The 24,454-nt window shown below is 35.5% G+C and carries 24 protein-coding genes and 1 riboswitch; of the genes, 10 read left to right on the top strand and 14 right to left on the bottom strand.

What is annotated here, in order from left to right:
* Positions 1-199 precede the first annotated feature (199 nt).
* Positions 200-2,422 (top strand): outer membrane beta-barrel family protein, encoded by a 2,223-nt coding sequence (locus tag JHL15_RS04555; protein WP_200243440.1) that lies wholly within the window; start codon positions 200-202, stop codon positions 2,420-2,422.
* Positions 2,423-2,615: 193 nt separating this feature from the next.
* Here the strand turns inward: JHL15_RS04555 and JHL15_RS04550 are convergent, their stop codons facing one another.
* From JHL15_RS04550 to JHL15_RS04500, 11 genes are all read right to left on the bottom strand, one after another.
* Complete coding sequence (locus JHL15_RS04550; protein WP_200243437.1) at positions 2,616-3,326, bottom strand: HesA/MoeB/ThiF family protein; 711 nt, start codon at positions 3,324-3,326, stop codon at positions 2,616-2,618.
* 148 nt (positions 3,327-3,474) lie between these two features.
* Positions 3,475-4,593: a 2-iminoacetate synthase ThiH gene (thiH, locus tag JHL15_RS04545; protein ID WP_200243435.1), complete on the bottom strand. Its 1,119-nt coding sequence runs from the start codon at positions 4,591-4,593 to the stop codon at positions 3,475-3,477.
* A 14-nt stretch (positions 4,594-4,607) separates the two neighbouring features.
* Entirely contained in the window at positions 4,608-5,381 is a 774-nt protein-coding gene (locus JHL15_RS04540) for a thiazole synthase (RefSeq protein WP_200243429.1), read from the bottom strand.
* On the bottom strand, positions 5,378-5,998 hold the full coding sequence (gene thiE, locus JHL15_RS04535) for a thiamine phosphate synthase (protein WP_234047678.1): 621 nt from the start codon (positions 5,996-5,998) through the stop codon (positions 5,378-5,380). The genes JHL15_RS04540 and thiE overlap by 4 nt, the downstream gene beginning before the upstream one ends.
* Positions 5,999-6,001: 3 nt before the next feature.
* Positions 6,002-6,607 carry a thiamine phosphate synthase gene (locus JHL15_RS04530; RefSeq protein ID WP_200243428.1) on the bottom strand — a complete coding sequence of 202 codons (606 nt, stop codon included), beginning with the start codon at positions 6,605-6,607 and terminating at the stop codon, positions 6,002-6,004.
* The gene (gene thiC / locus JHL15_RS04525) at positions 6,604-8,415 is read right to left on the bottom strand and encodes a phosphomethylpyrimidine synthase ThiC (protein ID WP_200243426.1); all 1,812 of its coding nucleotides are present in this window, start codon (positions 8,413-8,415) and stop codon (positions 6,604-6,606) included. The genes JHL15_RS04530 and thiC overlap by 4 nt, the downstream gene beginning before the upstream one ends.
* A gap of 25 nt (positions 8,416-8,440) precedes the next feature.
* Positions 8,441-8,647, bottom strand: coding sequence for a sulfur carrier protein ThiS (gene thiS / locus JHL15_RS04520; protein WP_200243420.1), 207 nt, complete (start codon positions 8,645-8,647; stop codon positions 8,441-8,443).
* Positions 8,648-8,712: 65 nt separating this feature from the next.
* Positions 8,713-8,810, bottom strand: a riboswitch (TPP riboswitch).
* 114 nt (positions 8,811-8,924) lie between these two features.
* A complete protein-coding gene (locus tag JHL15_RS04515) occupies positions 8,925-9,605 on the bottom strand; it encodes an RluA family pseudouridine synthase (protein WP_200243417.1) in 681 nt (226 codons plus the stop codon).
* A gap of 5 nt (positions 9,606-9,610) precedes the next feature.
* Positions 9,611-9,934, bottom strand: coding sequence for a hypothetical protein (locus tag JHL15_RS04510; protein WP_200243416.1), 324 nt, complete (start codon positions 9,932-9,934; stop codon positions 9,611-9,613).
* A gap of 3 nt (positions 9,935-9,937) precedes the next feature.
* Positions 9,938-10,753, bottom strand: coding sequence for a 3-methyl-2-oxobutanoate hydroxymethyltransferase (gene panB / locus JHL15_RS04505; RefSeq protein WP_200243415.1), 816 nt, complete (start codon positions 10,751-10,753; stop codon positions 9,938-9,940).
* 60 nt (positions 10,754-10,813) lie between these two features.
* Positions 10,814-11,527: a Crp/Fnr family transcriptional regulator gene (locus tag JHL15_RS04500; protein WP_200243414.1), complete on the bottom strand. Its 714-nt coding sequence runs from the start codon at positions 11,525-11,527 to the stop codon at positions 10,814-10,816.
* Between the two features lie 90 nt (positions 11,528-11,617).
* Between JHL15_RS04500 and JHL15_RS04495 the strand changes: the two genes are divergently transcribed.
* The 9 genes from JHL15_RS04495 (at position 11,618) to JHL15_RS04455 (ending at position 21,287) form a co-directional block, all read left to right on the top strand.
* Positions 11,618-13,996, top strand: a complete 2,379-nt coding sequence (locus JHL15_RS04495; protein WP_200243413.1) for a heavy metal translocating P-type ATPase — start codon at positions 11,618-11,620, stop codon at positions 13,994-13,996.
* Between the two features lie 109 nt (positions 13,997-14,105).
* Complete coding sequence (gene ccoS / locus JHL15_RS04490) at positions 14,106-14,330, top strand: cbb3-type cytochrome oxidase assembly protein CcoS (RefSeq protein WP_200243405.1); 225 nt, start codon at positions 14,106-14,108, stop codon at positions 14,328-14,330.
* A 5-nt stretch (positions 14,331-14,335) separates the two neighbouring features.
* Positions 14,336-16,597: a cytochrome-c oxidase, cbb3-type subunit I gene (gene ccoN / locus JHL15_RS04485; protein WP_200243402.1), complete on the top strand. Its 2,262-nt coding sequence runs from the start codon at positions 14,336-14,338 to the stop codon at positions 16,595-16,597.
* Positions 16,598-16,612: 15 nt separating this feature from the next.
* Positions 16,613-16,810: a cbb3-type cytochrome oxidase subunit 3 gene (locus tag JHL15_RS04480; protein WP_089028120.1), complete on the top strand. Its 198-nt coding sequence runs from the start codon at positions 16,613-16,615 to the stop codon at positions 16,808-16,810.
* Positions 16,811-16,819: 9 nt separating this feature from the next.
* Positions 16,820-17,701 (top strand): cbb3-type cytochrome c oxidase N-terminal domain-containing protein, encoded by an 882-nt coding sequence (locus JHL15_RS04475; protein WP_200243394.1) that lies wholly within the window; start codon positions 16,820-16,822, stop codon positions 17,699-17,701.
* Between the two features lie 92 nt (positions 17,702-17,793).
* Complete coding sequence (gene ccoG, locus JHL15_RS04470; RefSeq protein WP_200243391.1) at positions 17,794-19,248, top strand: cytochrome c oxidase accessory protein CcoG; 1,455 nt, start codon at positions 17,794-17,796, stop codon at positions 19,246-19,248.
* A 79-nt stretch (positions 19,249-19,327) separates the two neighbouring features.
* Positions 19,328-19,780 (top strand): FixH family protein, encoded by a 453-nt coding sequence (locus JHL15_RS04465; protein ID WP_200243379.1) that lies wholly within the window; start codon positions 19,328-19,330, stop codon positions 19,778-19,780.
* Positions 19,771-20,538 carry a sulfite exporter TauE/SafE family protein gene (locus tag JHL15_RS04460; protein ID WP_200243377.1) on the top strand — a complete coding sequence of 256 codons (768 nt, stop codon included), beginning with the start codon at positions 19,771-19,773 and terminating at the stop codon, positions 20,536-20,538. Before JHL15_RS04465 ends, JHL15_RS04460 begins: the two co-directional genes overlap by 10 nt.
* An 11-nt stretch (positions 20,539-20,549) precedes the next feature.
* Positions 20,550-21,287 (top strand): hypothetical protein, encoded by a 738-nt coding sequence (locus tag JHL15_RS04455; protein ID WP_200243375.1) that lies wholly within the window; start codon positions 20,550-20,552, stop codon positions 21,285-21,287.
* A gap of 48 nt (positions 21,288-21,335) precedes the next feature.
* Here the strand turns inward: JHL15_RS04455 and serS are convergent, their stop codons facing one another.
* The 3 genes from serS to JHL15_RS04440 form a co-directional block, all read right to left on the bottom strand.
* The gene (serS, locus tag JHL15_RS04450; protein WP_200243371.1) at positions 21,336-22,604 is read right to left on the bottom strand and encodes a serine--tRNA ligase; all 1,269 of its coding nucleotides are present in this window, start codon (positions 22,602-22,604) and stop codon (positions 21,336-21,338) included.
* 74 nt (positions 22,605-22,678) lie between these two features.
* Positions 22,679-23,170: a hypothetical protein gene (locus tag JHL15_RS04445; RefSeq protein ID WP_200243369.1), complete on the bottom strand. Its 492-nt coding sequence runs from the start codon at positions 23,168-23,170 to the stop codon at positions 22,679-22,681.
* Between the two features lie 23 nt (positions 23,171-23,193).
* Positions 23,194-24,453 carry an MATE family efflux transporter gene (locus JHL15_RS04440; RefSeq protein ID WP_200243367.1) on the bottom strand — a complete coding sequence of 420 codons (1,260 nt, stop codon included), beginning with the start codon at positions 24,451-24,453 and terminating at the stop codon, positions 23,194-23,196.
* Position 24,454: the final 1 nt, after the last annotated feature.

Below are 24,454 nucleotides of genomic sequence, written 5' to 3'. Positions count from 1 at the left end.
GGGCAAAGATATACATATTTTATAAATAAACAAATAATACGGAAAAAAATTAGATTAATCGCAAACATCAACTTTAGATTTATGGATCCATATTCCCTGATTTTATTGGGTATTTAGGGAATTACAATAAGACTATAAAAATTTTCTTGTAACAAAATTTCTTTTTAAACGTCTAACTGAATAGTAGTAAAAAAACATTATGAAAAAAATTGTATCCGTTTTGTTTCTTCTGGGTATTATAGTCACACATGCTCAGGAAAAAACTAATAATCAGGTCAAAGAAAAGCAGATTGAAGAGGTTGTAATGACCAAAACTAAAAAAGCCGTTGAACAAAAAGCTGACCGTACTATTTTCGATTTCTCTGAGCAACCTCAGCTTAACAATGGAAATGTATTAGAAGGAATTAAAAAACTTCCGGGACTTGTTTCTACTGATATTGCAGGAATGATGTATCAGGGTAAAATACTTGACGTGTATCTTAATGGACGTCCTCTAAATATCACTTCCAATGAACTTAATTCTTTTTTAGAAGGAATGCCAGCCAATTCTGTGGACAGAATTGAAGTGATTACTCAGCCAGGAGCTGAATTTCCTGCAACTTCGGGTGGTGCAATCATGAATATCATTACGAATAAAAATGCTAATAAATATTTAACCGCTACTTATTCCGGTAATTACTCATTCACTAATTATGATAAATTCCGAAGCAGAACAACCCATTCTCTTAATTTAAACGCCAGAAACAAATATTTTGGATGGCAATTAAATATTGGTCAAAACTATCGTGAGAGCATGATGAATTCTAATCAGAATGATTTATTATTAAGCAATACAGATAGAATCGGTCGTGGTTATTTTGCCAAATCAGGATTAACATTTGATCTTGGGCAAGACAGACTATTGGTGAACTATGATATTTACCATAATAAAAATACCAATTATACCAATAGTGATGGTTTCGCTGATTTACCATATCTTAAGATTAAAGATAGTATCAGAGAAGGGCATTTTGGAGCATTTGATGCTGCTTACACAAACAATTTAAGACAGGAAGCTGTTGTAACTTATCAAAAACGTTTTAGCGATAAGTCTCAAAAACTGGATTTTCAGTTTGGATATACGAAATCGACCAGTAAATTTGATCAGAACAATGTTTACAGAGATATTACCTATATTAATCCCACAGAAACAGTTTCAAGGTTTTCAGATGGTGTCTTACTGAACAATGAATCCGATATGAGAATCGCTAACTTCAAAGTAGATTATTCTCAACCGATCAAAATTCTTGATGGTGGCAAAGTAAGTTTGGGTGGATTATATGAAAAGCAAAATTTTGATACTCAAAGTAAAGGGTTAACCAATCTTGATTACCAGAGACAGACAGCATCTACTTATTTAGAATTTCAGGCAAAGGTTAAAAAATTTGACTTTACCTTAGGAGCACGTGCTGAGAATTATGACATTTCCGGAATAACGAGAGTAATTGATAGTACTGGCGCAGTGGTTCAGAAAAACCTACTTCCTTTTAATAAGTTTAAATTGTTTCCTAATGCCAGTGTACAATATAGTTTAATGAGTCAGGTTTCTCTTTCTGCTAATTATAATAAGAAGATCAACCTACCAAGTATTTCTGCACTTAACCCGAATAACGTAACATTCCAGGGACCAAACACTCAGGTTACTGGTAACCCGAATCTACAACCAACGATCTTTGACAATTATGAAGTAAAGCTTTCTGCTTTCGATTATGCCTTTATTGGATATAGTGTGAGTTCAGCAAAAAATCAGGTTGCACAGATCATCAGAAAAAATGGAAAGAATCTTTTCAATGAGCAGATTAATATTTCTAATATGAAGATTCACAACTTTAATGTTGGTCTTCCTATACCTTTTATGATTTTCACTAAACCATTGAGTGAAATCAAGAAGTTTAATTTTAATCCTGATAAAATCAATTTCATGTATGTATATGCAGGATATCAAAAACATGACATTGATAACTTAAACAATAAAGGATTCTGGATTTTCAATGTCTCTACACAGTTAATATTACCTAAGGATATAAAGCTGACAGCAAACTATAGCTATTTGACTCCAAAAGCTGGGTACTTTTATTTTACCGCAGAAAAACCATTCAACAACAACGTGGATATTACTTTGACCAAGAAGTTTATGGACAACCGTTTAACAGTTTCTATTTTTGCCAATGATATCTTTAACGGGCAAGTAATGCAGGTGCGTTCTAATCCACCTACAGGAGAAGCAGTTACTTTAAGAACCAAATACGATTCAAGAAACTTCGGAATTTCTATTAACTATAAAATCCCAACTAAAAATAAATTAGCTAAAGAAGATCCAAATATTTTGAATAGTACTAAGAAAGAGGACAATGGAGGAGTGATGCAGCAGGATGGGAAGTAACTTGCTGAAAGGCGAAATCGCTGATTTGCTAAATTGCAAAATCGTCAATTGTAGCCTTGGATTCAAAGGAGGTTTGTCATTTCGACGAAGGAGAAATCTCTGAGTGATTTGGCAGTTCACATAGGATTAAGGAAAAACTAAAATGAGGCAGTAAGAATAATCTTACTGCCTCACTTATTTAAAACAATATAATTTAAAAATGGATGGTTTGGAATCTCCATTCTAACGTATCGATAAGGGTTAACTGATCGATATTTAAAGGTAAATCTGTAATTATTTTTAAGGCAAGATGTGCCATCATACTTCCAATCATCCCTGGTAATGATCCCAAAACACCTAAACTATCACAATCCGGAAGATTTTCTTCAGATGGAGGCTCAGGAAAGAGATCTCTTAAATTCTTACTTCCATTGTAATTGAATATAGCTATCTGACCGGAAAAACCCAATATACTTCCATATACCAATGGCTTTTCTAATTTCACACAGGTATCATTAATTAAATATCTGGTAGTAAAATTATCCGATCCATCTACGATAATATCATATTCCGAGATTATTTGTTCAATATTCGTTCTATCTATTTTTTCTTCAATGGGAATAACATTCACATGACGATTAAGACCATTAACAAATTTTACGGCACTTTTTACTTTTGAAGTTCCAACACTATTTTCATTATGAATGACCTGTCGGTTTAGATTATGTAATTCAACAGTATCAAAATCTGCAATCCCCAGTATTCCAACTCCTGCTGCAGCTAAATATTGGATAACAGGACTTCCTAAACCTCCGACTCCTATCACCAATACTTTTGCTGACATAAGCTTTCGTTGTCCTTCAACTCCTATTTCATCAATAAATATCTGACGGCTGTATCGGGAAAAAATATCTTCTTTTTGCATATTTATTCGTTGAACCCTTAAGAGAATTGAAGTTGTTTAGAAAATTTAAGATGAGCTTCACTTTAAGCATTAGTTCTTAAAAAATCTTTTATTTTTTCTTAATTAAACTTAACTTCTTAATAGATCTTAATAGTTAAAATTTTTAAAATTAAACTCCACAGTAAACAGAATCCCAGTCTTTCATCACGGGATCATACCCTGCTCCTTTGATCATATTTTTTATAACCTCCATACTTCTTTCATCACTAGTTTCAAATTGTTCAAGAGATTGTGGATCCACTGCATAGCCACCGGGATTTGTTTTTGAACCGGCACTCATGGACGTAGCACCAAGCGAAACAATATGATTCCTAAAATTCTCATTTTCTCTGGTAGAAATAGATATTTCAAGATCTTCATTCCAAATCCGATACGCACAAATAAGCTGTAGCAGATCTTTATCTTCCATGATAAAATTGGGTTCAATAATACCTTCCGCTGGTCTTAGTCTTGGAAAGGACACCGAAAATTTACTCTTCCAGTATTCTTTTTGGAGGTAATCGATATGGGCTGCATTGAAAAAGCTGTCAACCCTCCAGTCTTCAAGTCCAAGTAAAACCCCTAACCCCATTTTATGAATTCCAGCCCTCCCCACTCTATCCGGTGTATCCAGGCGAAATTGGAAATTCGATTTTTTACCCTTCGGATGATATTGCTTGTATACTTCCTGATGATAAGTCTCCTGGTATACAAGAATAGAATGAACTCCTTCCTGGTGTAATAATCTGTATTCATCTTCTGACAGGGGCTGTACTTCAATAGAAATATTGGCAAAATGAGGTTTTAACAAACGAACTGCATTTAGAAAATAAGTAATTCCGACAGTCTTATTCGCTTCCCCACTTACCAGTAATACATGATTCACTCCCATTGTTTTCAACACTGAAGCTTCTATCATGATTTCCGTATCAGAAAGTGTTTTTCTTTTCAACTTATTATCTAAACTAAAACCACAATACGTACAAATATTCTGACACTCATTGCTAAGATACAGCGGAGCGTACAATTGTATCACCTTACCAAAACGTTTTTGAGTAATGGCACGTGTCATCCTCGCCATTACTTCCAGTTTTGATGCAGCAGCTTTTGAAATCAGATTAAGGAAGTCATCCAATGTTCTCTGTCTCTTTTGCAGGCTGTACTCTACATCAGATAAAGTCACGTTATCCAATTTTTGTTTGATATCATCCCATTCATAGGATGTAAAAACCGCCTCGAAATTATTCATTCTACAATCTTTATTTATTCAAATAAAAATGAAGTCAGTGGACTTGATGCTTCTGCATGGGAACTTATTGATCCTAACCCCGCTTCGTAGGCTCTTCTTCCTGCAACCACTCCTTCTTTAAATGCCAATGCCATACTGATAGGATCCTTTGCAACAGCAATTGCAGTATTGACTAGTACAGCGTCGGCACCTATCTCCATAGCTTTCGCGGCATCGGATGGTGCTCCTATTCCAGCATCAACAACTACTGGAACTTTACTCTGACTGATAATAATTTCAAGAAAATCCAATGTCCGAAGACCTTTATTAGTACCAATCGGAGCACCTAATGGCATCACGACCGCCGTTCCTGCATCTTCAAGACGCTTACATAATACCGGATCAGCATGAATGTAAGGCATTACGATAAAACCAAGTTTAGCAAGTTCTTCTGTTGCATATAATGTTTCAATAGGATCAGGAAGTAAATATTTGGGGTCGGGATGAATTTCCAATTTTACCCAGTTTGTTTCCAACGCTTCTCTCGCCAACTGTGCAGCTAAGACAGCTTCTTTAGCCGTACGGGCACCTGATGTATTGGGTAAGAGATGAGTATTCGTAGGTTTCAACGCATAAAGGAGGTCATCGTCTTGTGAATGGGTATCAATCCTTTTTAGTGCCATGGTCACCATATTACTTTCAGAGGCGATAATAGACTGGGTCATTTCTGCTAAATTCCCAAATTTACCTGTTCCCAGGAAAAGTCTCGATTCAAAAATTCTGTCTGCTATTATTAGTGTTTGATTCATTTGAATGATTTTATAAATTCATTTGCTATTGATGGTTGACTTGTTATCTGTCCTGAAACAGCCACTCCATAGATTCCTATCTGTTGTAATAATTCTATATCTTCAAGACGCACTCCTCCAATTGCATAAATCATAGGAATGTCAATTAATCTTGCTTTTAAATCCTCAATTAATTGCTGATATCCTTCAAAACCTAAAATCGGACTTAGTTTTTCTTTGGTTTCAGTGAATCTTAAAGGACCTAAACCTATGTAATCACAAGACTCTTGAACTCTTTGGAGAACATGTTCCAAAGTATTGGCTGTTCCACCAATGATTTTATTTGCTCCTAAAATTTGTCTTGCTTTAAGTATGGAGTCATCATTTAATCCCAAATGCACTCCATCAGCTTCAATCTCTTTTGCTATTTGTATATGGTCATTAATAATGCATATTGCCTGATACTCATTACACAGTATTCTGGCTTTTTCACATAATTCAACCAACTCACTTTCAGAGGCATTTTTCCATCGAACCTGTACCCATTTTACCCCAGCATCCAAAGCGTTGTAAATATTGAATTCCTGTTCTTCTTTTGTATTCCCCTGGGAGATATATTGTAATTTTTCTTTGATCAATTTCTATATTTTTTGATAATTATACTTCATCACACCCTCTCTGCACTTATGAAAAACACTCACAGGCTGCTCATTTTGCCAGATCGCTCCCAACAAAGCAACCCCTTCCGCTCCTGAATGAAGAGCCCGCTCTACGTTCTCTTCCTGGATTCCTCCTAAAGCAATCAGTTTTACATTCTGGTTATGTCTCATTCTTACTTCTTCCAAAATAGTGGATGCTTCTCCATATCCTTGTTTTGAAATGCTTGGAAAAAACGGGCTTAGAAAGGCATATTCCCAATCTTTCTCCAAGGCATTAAAGGCATTGATATTATGTACTGAAGTAGAGGTCAAATAATTTTCAGCATACATTGCGTGCAATCCATTAATACGATCATTTTCTCTAATATGTAACCGGGAAATACCATATTCACCAGCCAATTCAAAGTGACCATGCATAACTAATTGCGAATGGAATGATTCATTAATCTGATCTAAAAAAAGGATCATTTCCTGATCACTGATAAAAGGTTTCCGGATATGAAATAATTCCAATCCTTCCTGAAACATTTCATTAACAATATCAACTTCATTTGGAAGGATTTCTTCAGGGCTTATGACAATGATCATAAATAAATTTCCTTCCCATTTTCAATAAACTCCTGCGACTTTTCCAACATTCCCATTTCAGCTGATTCCCGTATTTCCTGTGTGATTTTCATCGAACAGAATTTAGGACCACACATCGAACAGAAATGAGCAATCTTCGCTCCCTCTGCTGGCAACGTTTCGTCGTGATAAGCTTTTGCGGTCTCCGGATCTAAAGAAAGATTGAACTGATCTTCCCACCTGAATTCAAATCTGGCTTTACTCAAAGCATTATCTCTGTATTGAGAGCCTGGATGTCCTTTTGCAAGATCTGCAGCGTGCGCTGCCAATTTGTAGGTGATCACACCATCTTTTACATCTTTTTTATTCGGAAGCCCTAAGTGCTCTTTAGGTGTAACATAGCAAAGCATAGCACAACCAAACCACCCGATCATTGCCGCTCCAATTCCAGAAGTAATGTGATCATAACCTGGAGCTATATCCGTTGTTAATGGACCCAACGTGTAGAAAGGTGCTTCATGGCATTCTTCCAATTGTTTATCCATATTCTCTTTGATCATATGCATCGGTACATGGCCAGGACCTTCAATCATTACCTGTACATTATGTTTCCATGCAATCTTGGTAAGTTCTCCCAGCGTTTCCAATTCTGCGAACTGTGCTGCATCATTAGCATCTGCAATGGAACCAGGGCGTAACCCATCACCAAGAGAGAAAGCCACGTCATACTTTTTCATGATTTCACAGATCTCTTCGAAATGAGTATATAAAAAGTTTTCTTTGTGATGATACAGACACCATTTAGCCATAATTGAACCGCCACGGGAAACAATTCCGGTTACTCTGTTAACCGTAAGATGAATATACCTAAGCAGTACTCCTGCGTGAATAGTAAAATAAGAAACTCCCTGCTCTGCCTGCTCTATCAAAGTATCTTTAAAAACTTCCCAGGTAAGATCCTCAGGAACTCCTTTTACTTTTTCGAGTGCCTGATAAATGGGAACTGTTCCAATAGGCACCGGACTGTTTCTGATAATCCACTCTCTGGTTTCATGGATGTTTTTACCTGTGGATAAGTCCATAATCGTATCTGCTCCCCATCTGCAAGCCCAAACTGCTTTTTCTACTTCTTCATCAATGCTGGAAGAAACTGCACTGTTTCCGATGTTGGCATTGATCTTCACCAAAAAGTTTCGCCCGATAATCATTGGCTCGCTTTCAGGATGGTTGATGTTATTAGGAATAATTGCTCTTCCGGCTGCTATTTCATCCCTCACAAACTCTGGGGTAATTTTATTTTTAGGAGTCCTGGCTCCAAAGCTATTTCCAGTATGTTGAGAAGCCATTTCTTTCGAAACGGAATCAAGCTGTTCTATCTTTTGATTTTCACGGATTGCTATATACTCCATTTCAGGAGTAATAATTCCCTGTTTGGCATAATATAACTGGGTAACTTCTTTTCCTTCCAGAGCTACTTTGGGTTTATGATTATAGGAAAAACGCAATTCATCGAGTTTCGGATCTGCCAAACGGGCTTTACCATATTCCGATGAAATCCCGTCTAATATTTCTACATCTTTTCTATCTAAAATCCATTGTTCCCTTATTCTAGGTAAACCTTTTAAAATATCAATCTCTGCATTTTCGTCGGTATATGGTCCCGAGGTATCATAAACAGTTACAGGTGGATTATGCTCAAAGCCACCTTTACTAAGCTTGGTGGGACTTAAATGAATTTCACGCATTGCTACATTAATAGGATGGATTTGTCCTTCCACATAAATTTTCTTAGAATTGGGAAATGGTGAACATGTAATAGAATGTGCCATAAAATTTGGGTATTGTTGTATAAGATTAACCGCCCTGTGTGGCGATAATAATTAATATTGAATCTTGATCCTGAAGTAAAGTATGCTGCCAGGAAGAAATAGGAATGATACTATTGTTTAAAGCAACAGCAATTCCTTTTTTCCGGCCAGGAGCTTCCAAAGCCATAAGTTCCTCCAGGTTCTCCGGGAGGATATCAAAAGTTTTTCGGGTGTGGTTGATTATAAGTTCCATTCCAAAGTTTTTGTTTAACAAATCACTTTAGGAATGGCTATAATTGTACAATAGAATGTACAACAAAAAGTCATTTCACTTTTCCCTACGCTGGTATGATCCAGATCAGGTTCAAAGGGTAAAGTCTCAGTCTGTTTGTGAACAGACACCCCTAAAGTATGGGACGAAGTTAGTTATTTTTTCAGAATGAGCAAAACTTCAAGTCCTTTATTGAAATAAAAAAGTCTGCTATCACCAGAATAACAGACTTTTTTATTTTTAAGAACAGCAATGTATATTACATCTCCTCACAAGCTCTCCAGATCGCATCATTCAGGGGAACAGGTGCTACAATCTCAATCTCTTCTTTAGTGACAGGATGAATAAATTTCAGCATTCTAGCATGAAGATTAATTCCTCCATCAGGATTAGACCTTGGAGCACCATACTTTAAATCTCCTTTGATAGGAACTCCAATTTTGGATAATTGTGCACGAATCTGGTGATGCCTTCCTGTTTCCAAATCAATTTGAAGCAACATATAATTATCAAGGGTTTTGATAACATTGTAAGTTAAGATTGCCTCCTTTGCCCCTTCGGTTGCTTTTGGAAAAACGATAGCTTTATTTGTCTTTTCGTTTTTCTTTAAATAATTAACAAGCCTTTGATTATGAGGAATCATTTCTTTAGGAACTACAGCCCAGTAAGTTTTTTCAACTTCTCTGTTCTTCACCATCTGAGTGAGGCGCGAAAGAGCTTTTGAAGTTTTGGCATAAATGACTAACCCTGAAGTAGGGCGGTCTATACGATGAACTAAACCGAGAAAAACATTTCCCGGTTTAGCGTCTCTTTTCTTTATAAAGTTCTTTATTGATTCTAATAACGATTCATCGCCAGTCTTGTCACCTTGTACAAGCTGTCCGACTTTTTTATTTACAACCAAGAGATGGTTATCTTCATAAGCAATCTGCTCCTCCATTGTATTTAGTTAACCTGTCTTCTATTCGATAAAGAAAGGATAATCCCTCCTAATAAACCAAGTGTTTTCATTCCAGCCAACCTGGACTCCAATGGTAAAAATGCTCCTACAATGCAAAGCCCTGCAGCAGCATACATCGGATATACAAAATTTCTATTGGAAAGAAATGGTGCCTGAATGGCAAAGCTGATTCCTATAATAATATAAAACACTCTTTTGGAAAGAAGATTATTTATTTCCGGTGAAAAGAAATTAAACCATCCTGTTGCCAGGCAAATTAGAGCGATAACGGAAATTACTCCCTGTATAGTTTGTTGATTTTCTCTCATTAATTAATAACTTTCTGTTTCATTTGGAAAACTCACATCTTTTACATCTTTTACATATTGAGCGACAGCTCCTGTAATTTCAGTATAAAGATCAAGATAACGTCTTAAGAATTTTGGGCTAAATCCCTGATTCATTCCTACCATATCATGATACACTAAAACCTGCCCATCACAATCAGCACCTGCCCCGATTCCGATTGTTGGAATAGAAATACTTTCTGATACTTTTTTAGCTAGCTCTGCCGGAATTTTTTCTAAAACAACAGAGAAGCAACCTAATTCTTCCAAAAGTTGTGCATCGCTAATCAATTTTTCCGCCTCTGCTTCATCTTTGGCTCTTACTTTATAAGTTCCGAATTTGTAAATAGACTGAGGAGTCAATCCCAAATGTCCCATTACAGGAATTCCTGCATTTACAATTTTCTTAATAGATTTTGCAATCTCCTTTCCCCCTTCAATTTTCACAGCATGAGCACCTCCTTCTTTCATCATTCTAACCGCAGACTCTAATGCTTTTTCAGGATTACTTTGGTAGGTGCCAAATGGCAAATCTGCAATTACTAAAGCTCTGTCTACCCCACGAACAACACTTTGAGCATGATAAATCATCTGATCTAAAGTGATCGGTAAAGTAGTTTCGAAACCTGCCATCACATTCGCAGCAGAATCTCCTATCAAAATAGCATCTACTCCTCCGGCATCTACCATCTTTGCAGTGGTAAAATCATATGCAGTAAGCATTGTTATCTTTTCCTTGTCAAATTTCATCTTACGCAAGGTTTCAGTCGTAACTTTTTTAATTTCAGAATGTACAGACATAATGTATCTATATTTTAAAAGTTAAAAAGTCGGCTTCCGCCGACTTAAATTTTGTATGATTTATAAAACTACGTGACCTAGTTTCATTAATTTGTCGTGATTGAGAATTTTAATATTTCTACCATCTACCTCTATGAGATCATCCTGTTTAAATTCAGAGATCAAACGAATGGCACTTTCAGTAGCGGTACCAATAATATTAGCAATTTCTTCTCTTGTCAAAGAAATTTTAATAAACCCTTCGGGATCTACTCCTAATTTCTGCTCCAAAAGCAAAAGGATTTCAGCTAATCTTTCTCTTACTGTTTTTTGAGCAAGGAATGTAATGGTATTTGAAGACTCCCCTAATTCATAAGCGATTTTCTGAAGCATTACGAAAGATAATTGAGAATCCACCTCTAAAAGATACATAAAAACATCTGCAGGTAGAAAAGTACATTCAATATCAGTCATTGCTTCAGCCTTAGCCTGAAAGTTTTCTCCACAAAGTAAAGATCGGTAACCAATGATATCGCCTTCTTTGATAAATCTTAAAATCTGATCTTTTCCGAAAGCTCCGGATTTAGAAAGTTTAGCAGCACCACTTTGTAAAAAGTAAACTCCTTTTGGAGTTTCTCCGTCCTCAAAAATAGTGTCGTGTTTTTGAAAATTTAATTTCTTTTTTGTGCTAATGTATTTTTCAAAATCTGCGCTTGAAAGTCTTTCTTTAAATGATTTATCATTAAAAACTCTGGCGAACCTCTCTTCAATTGCAATCTGTTGTTCCTGCGACATTTTAATATGACATTTATCACAAAAATAGAACATTTTAACTCGATAAACAAAAAAATTTGTTATAATTTTGTACCTCAATAATTTATGGAGGTGAGCGAGAACTGTTTTCATTGTGGTCAAGGCATAGAAAAAGAAAGAATTCTTTTTGACGAAAAAACTTTTTGTTGCAATGGTTGCAGATCCGTTTACGAAATTCTGAATACCAACAATCTAAGTAATTTTTACGAATTAAATAAAAGAGCAGGAATTCGTCCCAGTGATGAAAATTCTTCTCAATTCGATTATTTAGATACTCCAGAAATTTTTGAGAAAGTTACCGACTTTTCTGAAGGAAGCACAAGCTTAATAACCTTCAAGGTTCCAGTGATACATTGCTCTTCTTGTATCTGGCTTTTAGAAAGTCTCCATACATTAAATGAGGGTATCAAATATTCTCAGGTTAATTTTACAAGAAAGACCCTACAGGTCTCATTCAACCATAACGATTTAAAATTAAGCGAATTAGCTAAGTTTTTAACCAATCTTGGCTACAAGCCAGTTATCAGTCTGGAAACCGCGGAGAAAAACGTTGACCATCTTGACAAATCACTTTTGGTAAAGTTAGCGATTGCAGGTTTTGCTTTTGGTAACGGAATGTTCCTTGCCTTCCCCGAATACATTGGAGGAGAGGATTATTGGATGCAGCATTACAAAGGGCTTTTCAGAACCCTGATGTTTTTACTTGCCATTCCGGTAGTTTTCTATTCTGCCTCAGATTATTACAAATCTGCCTGGTATGGTTTAAAAAATAAAATTGTCAATATCGACGTTCCTATTGTATTAGGAATTTTTGTCCTTTTTGGAAGAAGTGCCTATGAAGTATTGACAAATTATGGACCTGGTTATTTCGATACGCTATGCGGACTATTATTCTTCATGCTTTTAGGAAAAACCTTCCAAAAAAGAACATACAGCGCCCTATCTTACGACCGTGATTATAAGTCATTTTATCCAATTGCTGTTACTAAAGTAGATTTTGATGGAAAGCAGGATAATATTTTACTTTCTGAGGTAAAAGTGGGAGACCGAATTCTTGTTAGAAATCAGGAAATAATACCGGTAGATGCTATTCTAATCAACGGAGAAGGAAACATTGATAATAGTTTCATTACGGGAGAAAGTGAAAGCATCAGCAAACAACCAGGGGATAAAATTTTTGCAGGCGGAAAACAAATTGGCTCCTCTCTTGAGCTTGAAGTCATAAAAAATGTTGACCAGAGTTATCTGACCCAACTCTGGAACAAAGAAGCATTCAAGAAGTATGAAACAGGACTGGATACACTTACTAATAATATAAGTAAATACTTCACATTCATTATTTTGGGGATTGCTTTAATCTCAGGAATTTACTGGTCGTTCGTGGATCTTGAAAAAATGTTTCAGGTAGTTTCAGCAATACTTATCATCGCTTGTCCTTGTGCACTGGCACTTTCTGCACCATTTACTTTTGGGCATATTATGAGAATTCTTGGTAGAAATAAATTCTACGTAAAGGATACTTTGACTATTGAAAAAATAGCAAAAGTTGACACACTGGTATTTGACAAAACGGGAACCATTACCCACAGAAAGAAGACCAATATTAAATATGACGGTTCTGAAATATCCGAGTTTGATTTACTGAATATTAAAACATTACTAAAAAACTCCAATCACCCTCTTTCAAAATCATTATACGAATTCATCGATGTAAATGATGATTACTTTCCTGTTGAGCAATTTTTAGAAATCTCAGGAAAAGGTTACGAAGCTAGTGTACGGGGAAACAGCTATAAAATAGGATCTGCCAGGTACAACAACCAGGAATCTAAAAACCTTGAAACAGCGGTCTATATAAGTAAGAACAATGAATTCCTGGGTAAATTCATCTTCAAAAATGAATACAGAGGTCATCTTAAGAATTTATTCAAAACCCTTACCAATTATAAAATCTTCATCTTAAGTGGAGATAATTCTTCTGAAGAAAGTCAGCTAAAGGACATCATTCCTAATTGTCAGGCTATGGCTTTTAATCAGAGCCCTGAAGACAAGCTTAATTACATCAAACAACTGCAGGATAAAAACTACAAAGTGGCGATGCTTGGAGATGGTTTAAATGACGCCGGTGCACTTAAGCAAAGTAATGTCGGAATAGCAATCGCGGATGATACAAATAGCTTTACTCCCTCTTCAGATGTTATCATGAATGGAGACAAAGTTGTTACCTTAGACAGATACCTGAACGTTTGTAAAGGCTCAATAACAATTGTGAAAATGACATTCATAATCAGCTTTCTGTACAATATAGTTGGTTTAAGTTACGCAGTTACAGGCCATATGCATCCGCTCTTCGCAGCGATAATCATGCCAATAAGTTCTATCACCGTAGTCGCATTCACTACAATTTCAACCTGGATCTTAGGTCGGAAATACTTTACCAAAGAGGCGTAGAAGCCCTTATTTAGACTGATTTTAAATTAGCAAGAATCGGTATTTCGTGATGAATGTCATTATTTTTCACTAAATTTGAACCCCGAAAATAGGTTAATTTTGTTGTCTGATGGATATTCTATATTTAATGATCCTATGCAGTGTTTCTTTGGCTGCAATTTTCTTGGTCGTTTTTATAGTCAACGCCCGAAAAGGACAGTTTGAAGATGATGAGTCTCCAGCTGTTAGAATTCTTTTTGATTCCGGTGAAATAAAGGAGAAAAAAGAAGATGACAACAAAACAGACGAGAAAGAAAAAGGAGAAAATAATAAAATTGAAGAAAAAAGTGAATAGTTGATATGGAGACACAAAAGTTTAGTTATGACAACAGTATTGTTCGGGCATTTCTTTATGCGACCATAGTTTTTGGGCTTATAGGGTTTACGTTCGGGCTTACCGCAGCCTTAATGCTTTTCTACCCTGAGCTTCCTGAATTTTTATTTGGTACAGATGATACTACCATTCAGAGTTTAAAGAGTGGTAATATTCAAGGGCTAATTAATACTCATGGTGCATTTGGTTTTGGTAGAATCAGAATGTTGCACACCAACACTGTAATCTGGGCGTTCGTATGTAATATCGTTTATACCGGTATTTATTACTCTCTACAGAGATTATTGAAAGCAAGAATGTACAGTGATACGTTATCTTGGATACATTTCTGGACTTGGCAATTTATGATTGTTGCTACGTTCATCACATTCTTTATGGGTATTAATACCTCAAAAGAATACGCTGAACATGAATGGCCAATCGATATTTTAATTGCTTTCTCGTGGATCATTTTCGGTGCCAACATGTTCTTAACTATTGCTAAGAGAAGGGTAAGACACCTTTATGTAGCTATCTGGTTCTATATTGGTACTTGGATCGCAGTAGCAATGCTTCACATTTTTAACAACTTAGAAGTTCCATTATCTTTCACAGGATGGAAATCATATTCAGCATATGCTGGGGTAAAAGATGCTATAGTACAATGGTGGTATGGTCACAATGCGGTTGCATTCGTATTGACAACTCCGGTTTTGGGTCTGATGTACTACTTCTTACCAAAAGCTGCTGACAGACCAGTTTTCTCATACAAACTGTCTATTATTCACTTCTGGTCATTAATTTTCGTATATATCTGGGCTGGTCCTCACCACCTTCAGTATACTGCTCTTCCAGCTTGGGCTCAGGCAGTAGGAACAGGTTTCTCAATCATGCTTATCGCACCATCTTGGGGGGGTATGCTCAATGGTCTTCTTACCTTAAGAGGAGCATGGGATAAAGTAAGAGAAAATCCTATTCTTAAATTCTTCGTAGTAGCTGTTACTTGTTATGGTATGGCAACTTTTGAAGGACCACTATTAGCAACAAAAAACATTAACAAAATTGGACACTTTACTGACTGGGTTATCGGTCACGTACATTTAGGTGCTCTTGGATGGAATGGTTTCATGGCATTTGGGGTAATCTATTATCTGGTACCAATCTTGTGGAGAACAAAAATATGGTCTGTAAAATTAGCTAACTGGCATTTCTGGTTAGGGACTTTAGGAATTATTTTCTATGCAGTACCAATGTATATTTCAGGATTTACTCAAGGATTGATGTGGAAACAATTCAACCCGGATGGAACACTATTGTGGAAAAACTGGCTGGATACTGTAACTGCTATTATTCCTTACTTTAAAATGAGATTCTTAGGAGGTTTCTTCTATATTTCAGGAGCAATCTTAATGATTGTAAACGTTGTTGCAACGGTAAGAAAAGGATCATTCCAAAAAGAAGTTCCGGCAGAAGCACCTGCTTTAGCTAATATCAGCAAAAACAGAAAAGAAGGAGAAGGAACTCACCTTTGGTTAGAGAGAACTCCAATACTATTAGGTATCTTATCTTTCTTAACAATTTCTATCGGTAGTTCAGTTGAAATTATTCCTACCCTATCTCTTAAGAAAAGTGTGCCTACCATTTCAGCAGTGAAACCTTATTCACCACTTGAATTAGAGGGTAGAGATATTTATATCCGTGAAGGTTGTAATGCTTGTCACTCTCAGATGGTAAGACCATTCAGAGATGAGATCGTAAGATTCAACGGTAAAAATGGACAGTATTCAAAAGCGGGAGAGTTCGTATATGACAGACCATTCTTATGGGGATCTAAGAGAACAGGACCGGATTTACATAGAGAAGGAGGTAAAAACCCAAGTTCTTGGCACTATAAGCATATGTATAACCCAAGATCAACTTCAGCAGGTTCTATCATGCCTCGTTACCCTTGGTTAATTGCTACGAATTTAGACAGATCAAAAATGGTTGATAAAATGTTACTGATGAAAAACACTTTCGATGTACCATATACAAAACCTCAGATAGACTCTGCTAACAAATGGGCAGACAATCAGGCAGCGAAAATTGTAAAAGATATCTTCTCTGAAGCAAATGACTTGAAAGTAGCTTATGCAAAGAAACCTAAAGGTGAATTAGAGAAAAAAGAAGTTGTAGCTCTTATCTCTTACTTACAAAGATTAGGTACTGATATTAAAACAACAGAAATAAAAACAGCAAGTAATAACTAAAAACATTAAGGCTCAATGATTCCTCAGAACTTTAAAGATATCTTATCCAATACAGAAAACGCTGGTTTTTACCAGACGCTGGCTCTGATTTTCTTTATGCTGTTCTTCGTTGCTTTGGTTATCTATGTTTTTAGCAGGCCTAAAAAATATTACAAAGAAGAAGAAGAGGCTCCTCTGCAGGATGATGAAGATGACTTTAATTTAAAAAATTAAAAATTTATTATGAAACAAAGAACACCGGTTGTTATAAACATTTTAATAATAATTGGACTTTTAATAGTTTTTTATTATTTATTTGTACAAAGCTACTCGTTTTTAGCTTCACCATACTTCTGGGGAACTGTTGTGATAAGTGCTATCTTAGCTTATATTCATAGCTCTATCGGAGATCTAATTGAGAATAATAAATTCAAAAAATTATCTCCAGAAGAAAAAGCAGCTTACTTGTCTGAGAAAAAGATTCCTTTCTTAAGAAGAATGTATGACAGTGCATTTAAAAAGCAATCTGTTACTGAAGAGAAAGACATCCTTATTGATCACGGTTTCGATGGTATTATGGAATTAGATAACCAGTTACCAAAATGGTGGGTAGGTTTATTCTATTTTGGGACTGCTTTTTGTATTGTATATATATGTGCATACTCTTTCACAGATTTCGCTCATCCATTAAGCGAATATGAAAAAGAGTATAAAGAGCAAATTGCAAGTATTGCAGAATATGAAAAATCTCAACCTCCTGTAACTATTGAAACAGCTAAATATTCAGCTGATAACATTGCAGATGGTAAAGAACTTTTCAAAACAAACTGTGCATCTTGCCACGGAGAAGACGGAAGAGGGGGAATTGGACCAAACTTAACGGATAACTATTGGATCAACCAGCCTGAGAAAACTTTATTTAAAAACGTTTTCCACATGGACTGGAATGGTTCTCCAACGAATCCTGCTATGAGACCATTTGGTAAAAATGGAGAGGTTTCAGGTGCCGAAATTGAGAAGATTGCAGCTTTTGTATATCACATCAATCAGGAACAACCTCCAATTACACCAGCTCAAGGTGGAGCAGCTCCTCAGGGAACAGAAGCTCATTGGGAAAAAGAATAATTTCAAAAAAATTAAAACATATGAAAAGCATAATTTGTTATTAAAAAAAGTAGTAACCAATTATGCTTTTCTTTTTTTAAACATATCATAAAATGTCAGACATAGAAGAAATAGAAGCACGCGGTGGACAGGGACAGGTTCTGGACCCTGAGACTTATAGAGATTCTATAGGGACAATGGAACAATCCGGAAAAAGGAAATGGGTGTTCCCAAGAAAACCTAAGGGAAGGTACACCAACTACAGGAACATTGTAAGCTATATTTTATTACTTATATATTTTGCAGTTCCATTTTTAAAAATTAATGGAAATCCTTTCTTGTTGTTTAATGTTATTGACAGGCAGTTTTTTATCTTTGGACAACCCTTCTATCCTCAGGACTTTTTTATCCTTACTTTAGGAGCTATAGCATCTTTAATATTCATTATCGTTTTTACGATTGCATTCGGAAGAATTTTCTGCGGGTGGATATGCCCTCAGACAATTTTTATGGAATCCATATTTCGTAAAATAGAATTTATTATCGAAGGTGACAGAAATAAGCAAATGAAGTTGGACCGTCAGCCCTGGAATAGTGAAAAGATCTGGAAAAGAAGCTTAAAGTGGTTTGTATACATTGTGATCTCACTGATCATTACCCACTTTATGTTCATGTATATTGTCGGATATCAAGAAGTTTTCAGAATTGTTTCCGAAGGGCCTTTTACCCATCCTACCAATTTCATCGTAATGATTCTTTTAACCGCTGCATTCTACTTTGTTTTTGCATGGTTCAGAGAACAGGTATGTACATTGGTTTGTCCATATGGAAGGTTGCAGGGAGTTTTAATCGATAAAGATACCATCAACGTTTTCTATGATTTCAAACGTGGTGAAAACCGTTCTAAATGGAGAAAAGGTGAAGACAGAAAAGCTGCAGGAAAAGGAGATTGTATAGACTGTCATCAGTGTGTTGTTGTTTGTCCTACAGGAATCGACATCAGAGACGGACAGCAACTAGAATGTGTGAACTGTACAGCATGTATCGACGCCTGTGATGAAGTTATGGAAAAAGTAGGACTTCCGAAAGGACTCGTCCGCTACGCTTCAGAAAATGAAATTGAGAACCAAACTGAGTTTAAGTTCACAGGAAGAATGAAAGGTTTTGCTGTAGTTCTTATATTTCTGGTTGGATTCCTGGGTTATCTTCTTTACAACCGTGGTGAAATGGAAGCTAAATTCATTAAACCTGCAGGAAGTACATTCTTTGTAAGAGATGGAAAGATCACCAATACTTATAACTATACCTTCTTAAATAAAACAAACGATAAAAAAATCGTAACTATTAAAATAATAGAACCGGCAAAAGGTGAAGTGATCTACAGTGCATCAAGCAAGATTACCGTAGAAAGAGACAAAATATCAAAAGGAACAATCAATATAAGCTTTCCTGAAGATGCCATGAAGCTATCCAAACAAAATATTACGATAGGAGTTTACGATATGAAAGGAAAACTGGTGGATTCTTATAAAACTTATTTTGAGGGACCATTTAAATTAGATTTTTAAATTTTAGAAACCTCTGTAATTTAAAAATCTAATCATAGAGGTTATTGACAACCATAAAAGACAAAAAAATCCGGAAGAAATGAAAAATTTTAGTTGGGGACACGGTGTTGTAATTGCATTAGCTGCATTTATCATATTTATTTTATCAATGTTATTTCTATTCCCTAATGGGCAGAAAAACTCTGAAATGGTAACCGATAATTATTATGAAGAGGAATTACAATACCAGGATGTAATAGACGCTAAGAAAAGAGCAGATGATCTACAGGAGAAGCCTACGTATAGTCAGGATACAAACGGAATAAAAATAGTATTCCCAAAAGATTATAACAATTCTAATACGACTGTAAAATTTGTTTTAAATAGAACTGATGATCAGAATTTAGACATTAAAAGATCTGAGCAGTTGGACGAAAATCAATCATTCATCGTTCCGGCCAAGGTATTGAAAACCGGAGGCTATACTTTAAGATTGATGTGGACTAAGGACAAAATCAACTACAGAATGGATTATGATGTGATATGGAAATAGCACTTATTTTATCGGCAATTGGTTTAGGCTTCGCTTCTGGTTTTCACTGTATCGGAATGTGTGGTCCTATAGCATTATCGATGGGATTAACGAAGAAACAAGCTACCAATTTCTACCTACAAAATCTGACCTATCAGTTCGGTAGAATATTTACCTATTCTCTTTTAGGGGGTATTTTAGGTATTATCGGGCAAGGCTTCGAAATGGCCGGATTTCAGCAATATTTAACAATTGCCGTTGGAGTTCTTCTGATTATTATGGCTGTTTTTTCTTTTGGTGGAAAAGATTTTGCTTCCAAAATCCCTTTTTTCTCAAAATTTCTTTTTTCAGTAAAATCAAATTTAGGAAGACTTCTTCAAAAGGCTGACTACCGTTCAAGGTTTACAACAGGTATTCTTAATGGCTTTTTACCATGCGGAATGGTTTATATGGCTCTTACAGCCAGTCTGGCAAGCGGAGGAATATGGCAGGGAGCTTTATATATGGCTTTATTTGGATTAGGGACACTTCCATTCATGTTTGCTGTAGTTCTTGTCGGAAACCTAATGAATCAGGCTTTCAGGGTAAAAGTACTAAAAGCTATTCCAGTTATCATGATTATTCTGGGAGGGTTATTCATTATAAGAGGCTTGGAATTGGGAATTCCTTATATCTCTCCGAGATCAGAGGCAATGACTATTTCTAAAGATAATCAGGGAGATTGCCATTTACCAGGAGATCACAGCACACACCAGCATAGCTCAACAAATTGCCACTAATAACTATATCTATGAAAAGAACATTACTTTTTTTCGTTATAAGTCTTATAACGCTTCATTCCTGTACCATCAATTCTGAAATAATATACCATAAAGATGCTGCTTCATCAACCATTATGGATATCGATGTAAAAGAATTTATGGCAGAGATGAAAGCAATGAGTCCAGATTCATTAAATAAAAAAGAATTTAGTGAAATGGATAAAATGCCAATTACCTGGACAAGTATGTATGACCTCGATAAGAAAGAAGGTACTTTAAAGGTCAAGGATCCGGATTCTATAAAGGTCATGAAGAAAATTTTCATGAAGTCTAATAAGGAAAATAATGAATATTCTGGATTTTCTTTAAAATTAGATCATTTTACAAAATCAGATCTTAATTCATTGGATGGCTTAACAAAAGGAGAAAAGCTTCCCATTGATCAAAATATTTACAATGACTGGGATGGTAAAACACTAACCATACATACTGAAAATTTCAATCTTAAAAATATCGAAGAAGCCCTACGGTCTAAAACCTCAAAGGAAGAAACTCTTTCAACAGACGGTATGGTTCCCATGCTTTTTAAACAAATTGGAACTACATTAAAATTTGAAAATAAAATAAAATCGATCACAGGAAAACATGATTGGCTCAAACAGATCGATGATCACACGGTACGATTAGAATATGATATTAAAGCGTTGTATGATAAGGAATCTACATTCAAACACGCTGATAAAAAGATCCTCATTATTACAGAATAGAATAAAATAAAAAACCACCGAACTTTCGGTGGTTTTATTTTTTATCATTTAGTTGATCAGCTCAAATTTAGCATACTCAGCTACTTTCTTAGGAAGCCTGATTCCCTCCTCTGTTTGATTGTTTTCAAGCAATGCAGCCATAATCCTTGGTAATGCCATTGCAGATCCATTCAATGTATGAACCAGCTGAGACTTACCATCTGTTTTATAACGGCATTTCAAACGATTAGCCTGGAATGTTTCAAAATTAGAAACAGAACTTACTTCTAACCATTTTTCCTGAGCTGCACTCCATACTTCAAAATCATAAGTCATCGCAGAAGCGAAACCTGTATCTCCCCCACAAAGTCTCAATACTCTGTACGGAAGCTCAAGATCTGTAAGGATCTCTTTAATATGCTCTACCATTTCTTCCAAAACAGCATAAGAGTTTTCTGGTTTTTCAATTCTTACAATTTCTACCTTTTCGAACTGGTGAAGACGGTTCAACCCTCGTACATGAGCACCATAGCTTCCCGCTTCCCTTCTGTAACATTGTGAAAAAGCAGTGTTCTTAATCGGAAGATCTTTTTCTTCCAATAAGACATCTCTGTATAAGTTTGTTACGGGAACCTCTGCTGTAGGGATTAAATACAAATCATCTGCACCAATATGATACATCTGTCCTTCTTTATCCGGCAGCTGACCAGTTCCATATCCTGAAGCTTCATTCACTACATGAGGCGGGTTCACTTCCATATATCCGGCATCTACATTCTTATCAAGGAAATACTGAACCAATGCTCTCTGCATTCTCGCTCCCTTTCCTAAGTATACAGGGAAACCTGCACCAGCAATTTTAACTCCTAGTTCAAAATCGATAAGATTATATTTTTTTGCAAGCTCCCAATGTGGAATTGCTCCTTCTCCAAGGCCTTCAACATCATGAGACTGATAAATGATTTCGTTATCATCTGCAGATACTCCACTCTTCACAAGCTCATTAGGGATATTTGGAAGCTGGTATAAAATATCCAACAACTTTTTCTCCTTTATCTCCAGTTGTGACTGTAATTCTTTACTCGACTCTTTAAATTGTGCTGTTTTAGATTTTGCGGATTCTGCTTCATCTTTTTTTCCTTCCTTCATTAAAAGTCCAATTTCTTTGGAGATTTTATTGATTTCGGAAAGTTGAGAATCTAATTCAAATTGGATTTTTTTTCTGTCATCATCAGTAGCAATAGCATCGTCTACCAACTCAAGATTTTTGAATTGTCTTTTTTTCAGACCTTCTAAAACGCGTTCTTTGTTTTCGCGTAAAAAATTGACTTGTAACATTTTATTTAGATGTTAGTTTATTAGAATGTTAGGCATTAGATCTTCTAGGCTAACAGTTTTGCAAATTTAAAAAATTATTTTACGATTCTGACAACATTGGGTTCACCAGGCTTCTTCGTAAACTCTAGTTTATCATTATAGAATACCTTTGATATCTCGAATACTGTTGGTGTCCAGTGATATTGTATTCTTAGCACATCATCAGTAACATCATTAGCAGATTTTGTAAGCCTTAATCTTATTCTGGACTCGTAAGTTCTATCTTGTGGACTAATAGAATCAAATCTTGGTCTTCTTGCTCCATCGATATATTCAATATAAAGAGTAGAATCTGCAGTCGCTTTTAACGCGAAACTTACTGGTGCAACATCACTAACTCCATTAAAGTCATTCATCGCAATCGAAGTATAAGATCCTGCTTTTTTAGGATTCAATAGATCCTGTCCGGCAGCATTTTTCATATAAAGATTAAAAATCTGATCGATTCGTTGAACATCATTATCATCACTTCTACAGCTTAGAAGCGCAAAAACAACAACCAGAATTCCAAATGCAATATTTCTCATTTCGAACAAAGATAAAACTTATTTTAATTATTCTTTCTTAATACCTTATTGAGTAACAAATTAATTTCAGATTTTGAAAGCACAAAATCACGGATGTGAAATTCTGTCAGCTCATAAAACTTCCAGAACAGTAATGCAGATGATATACAATAGGATCCGGATGTTACAATACATGCCCCCGTAATTCCCCAACGTGGAATAACTAAAAAGGATGAAATTAATGTAAAGACAAGGCCTATTACAGACTTGATATTGAGTATTCTTAGTTTATTGATTCCAGCAAAATAATAGCCGATAATATTACTTACTGCAATCGCTAAAATTCCGGGAGACAAAAATAATGTGATTCGCTTGGTTTCGTGAAAATCTTTACCAAAAATCATAACATAGAATTGTGCAGGTAAGAGTAAAATACCAATGATAAATAATAAAGTGATTAAAAAACTAATCTTTAAAGATATCTTGGTCTTTTCAATAGCATCATTATGATCATTGCTATTAACAACATCAGCATACAAAATAATAGAGAGACTTCTGCTTACGGTCCAAATAGCTTCAGAAAAAGCAATACCTATGGAGAATATACCCACACTCGTAATACCTTTAAAAAACTCTAAAAAGTAGAATGATAGTCTGTAATTTAAAAACTGAAGAAAGGAACTTACCTGTATCTTCCAGCCATAGTCGAATAATTTATTTCGAATCTGTTTAGAAAAAGAAATATTGACCAGTTTACAATGACGTAAGATCTGAAAACAGCTCATTATAAACAAAAGTACATAACAACTGATTTGCGCAATAAAATAGGCTCCTACAGAAGTTATTTTGATGCCATATACGATTATTACAATAAAGAAGATATGAATCACTTGTTGTAAGATGGTATACAGGTTAAACATCTTGATATTCTTTTGACCGACAAATAAATTAACATTTGCTGCCAGAAGAGAAGATAAAACCGATAAACCTATAAGATAATACGGATACTCGAGAGTATGGATGGTGCTAAAAATCAGGGGAACAGATATCCCAATAAGTATGGACCAAAGATAGGCATACAATAGAATTTGCTCAGTTTTATACTTTGATGCAAAATAAGTAACACTACTTCCAACAAAGATGTTGCAAAAAAATCCTATAATCGTTAAATCAGCTATAACAATTGAAATAACGCCCTTTCCCTGACTACCCCACATGTTTGTGGTATAAATCACAAGTCCGAAATTCAATATCAATATTAAAAAACGGGAAATAAAAGTTTTTATAATGGTATTCTGCTTCATC

It is taken from the genome of Chryseobacterium paridis, assembly GCF_016595215.1.
In the GTDB taxonomy this organism is placed as follows: Bacteria; Bacteroidota; Bacteroidia; order Flavobacteriales; family Weeksellaceae; genus Chryseobacterium; species Chryseobacterium paridis.
Note: the sequence above shows the minus strand (reverse complement) of the source record. Positions and strands in the feature narration are given on the sequence as shown.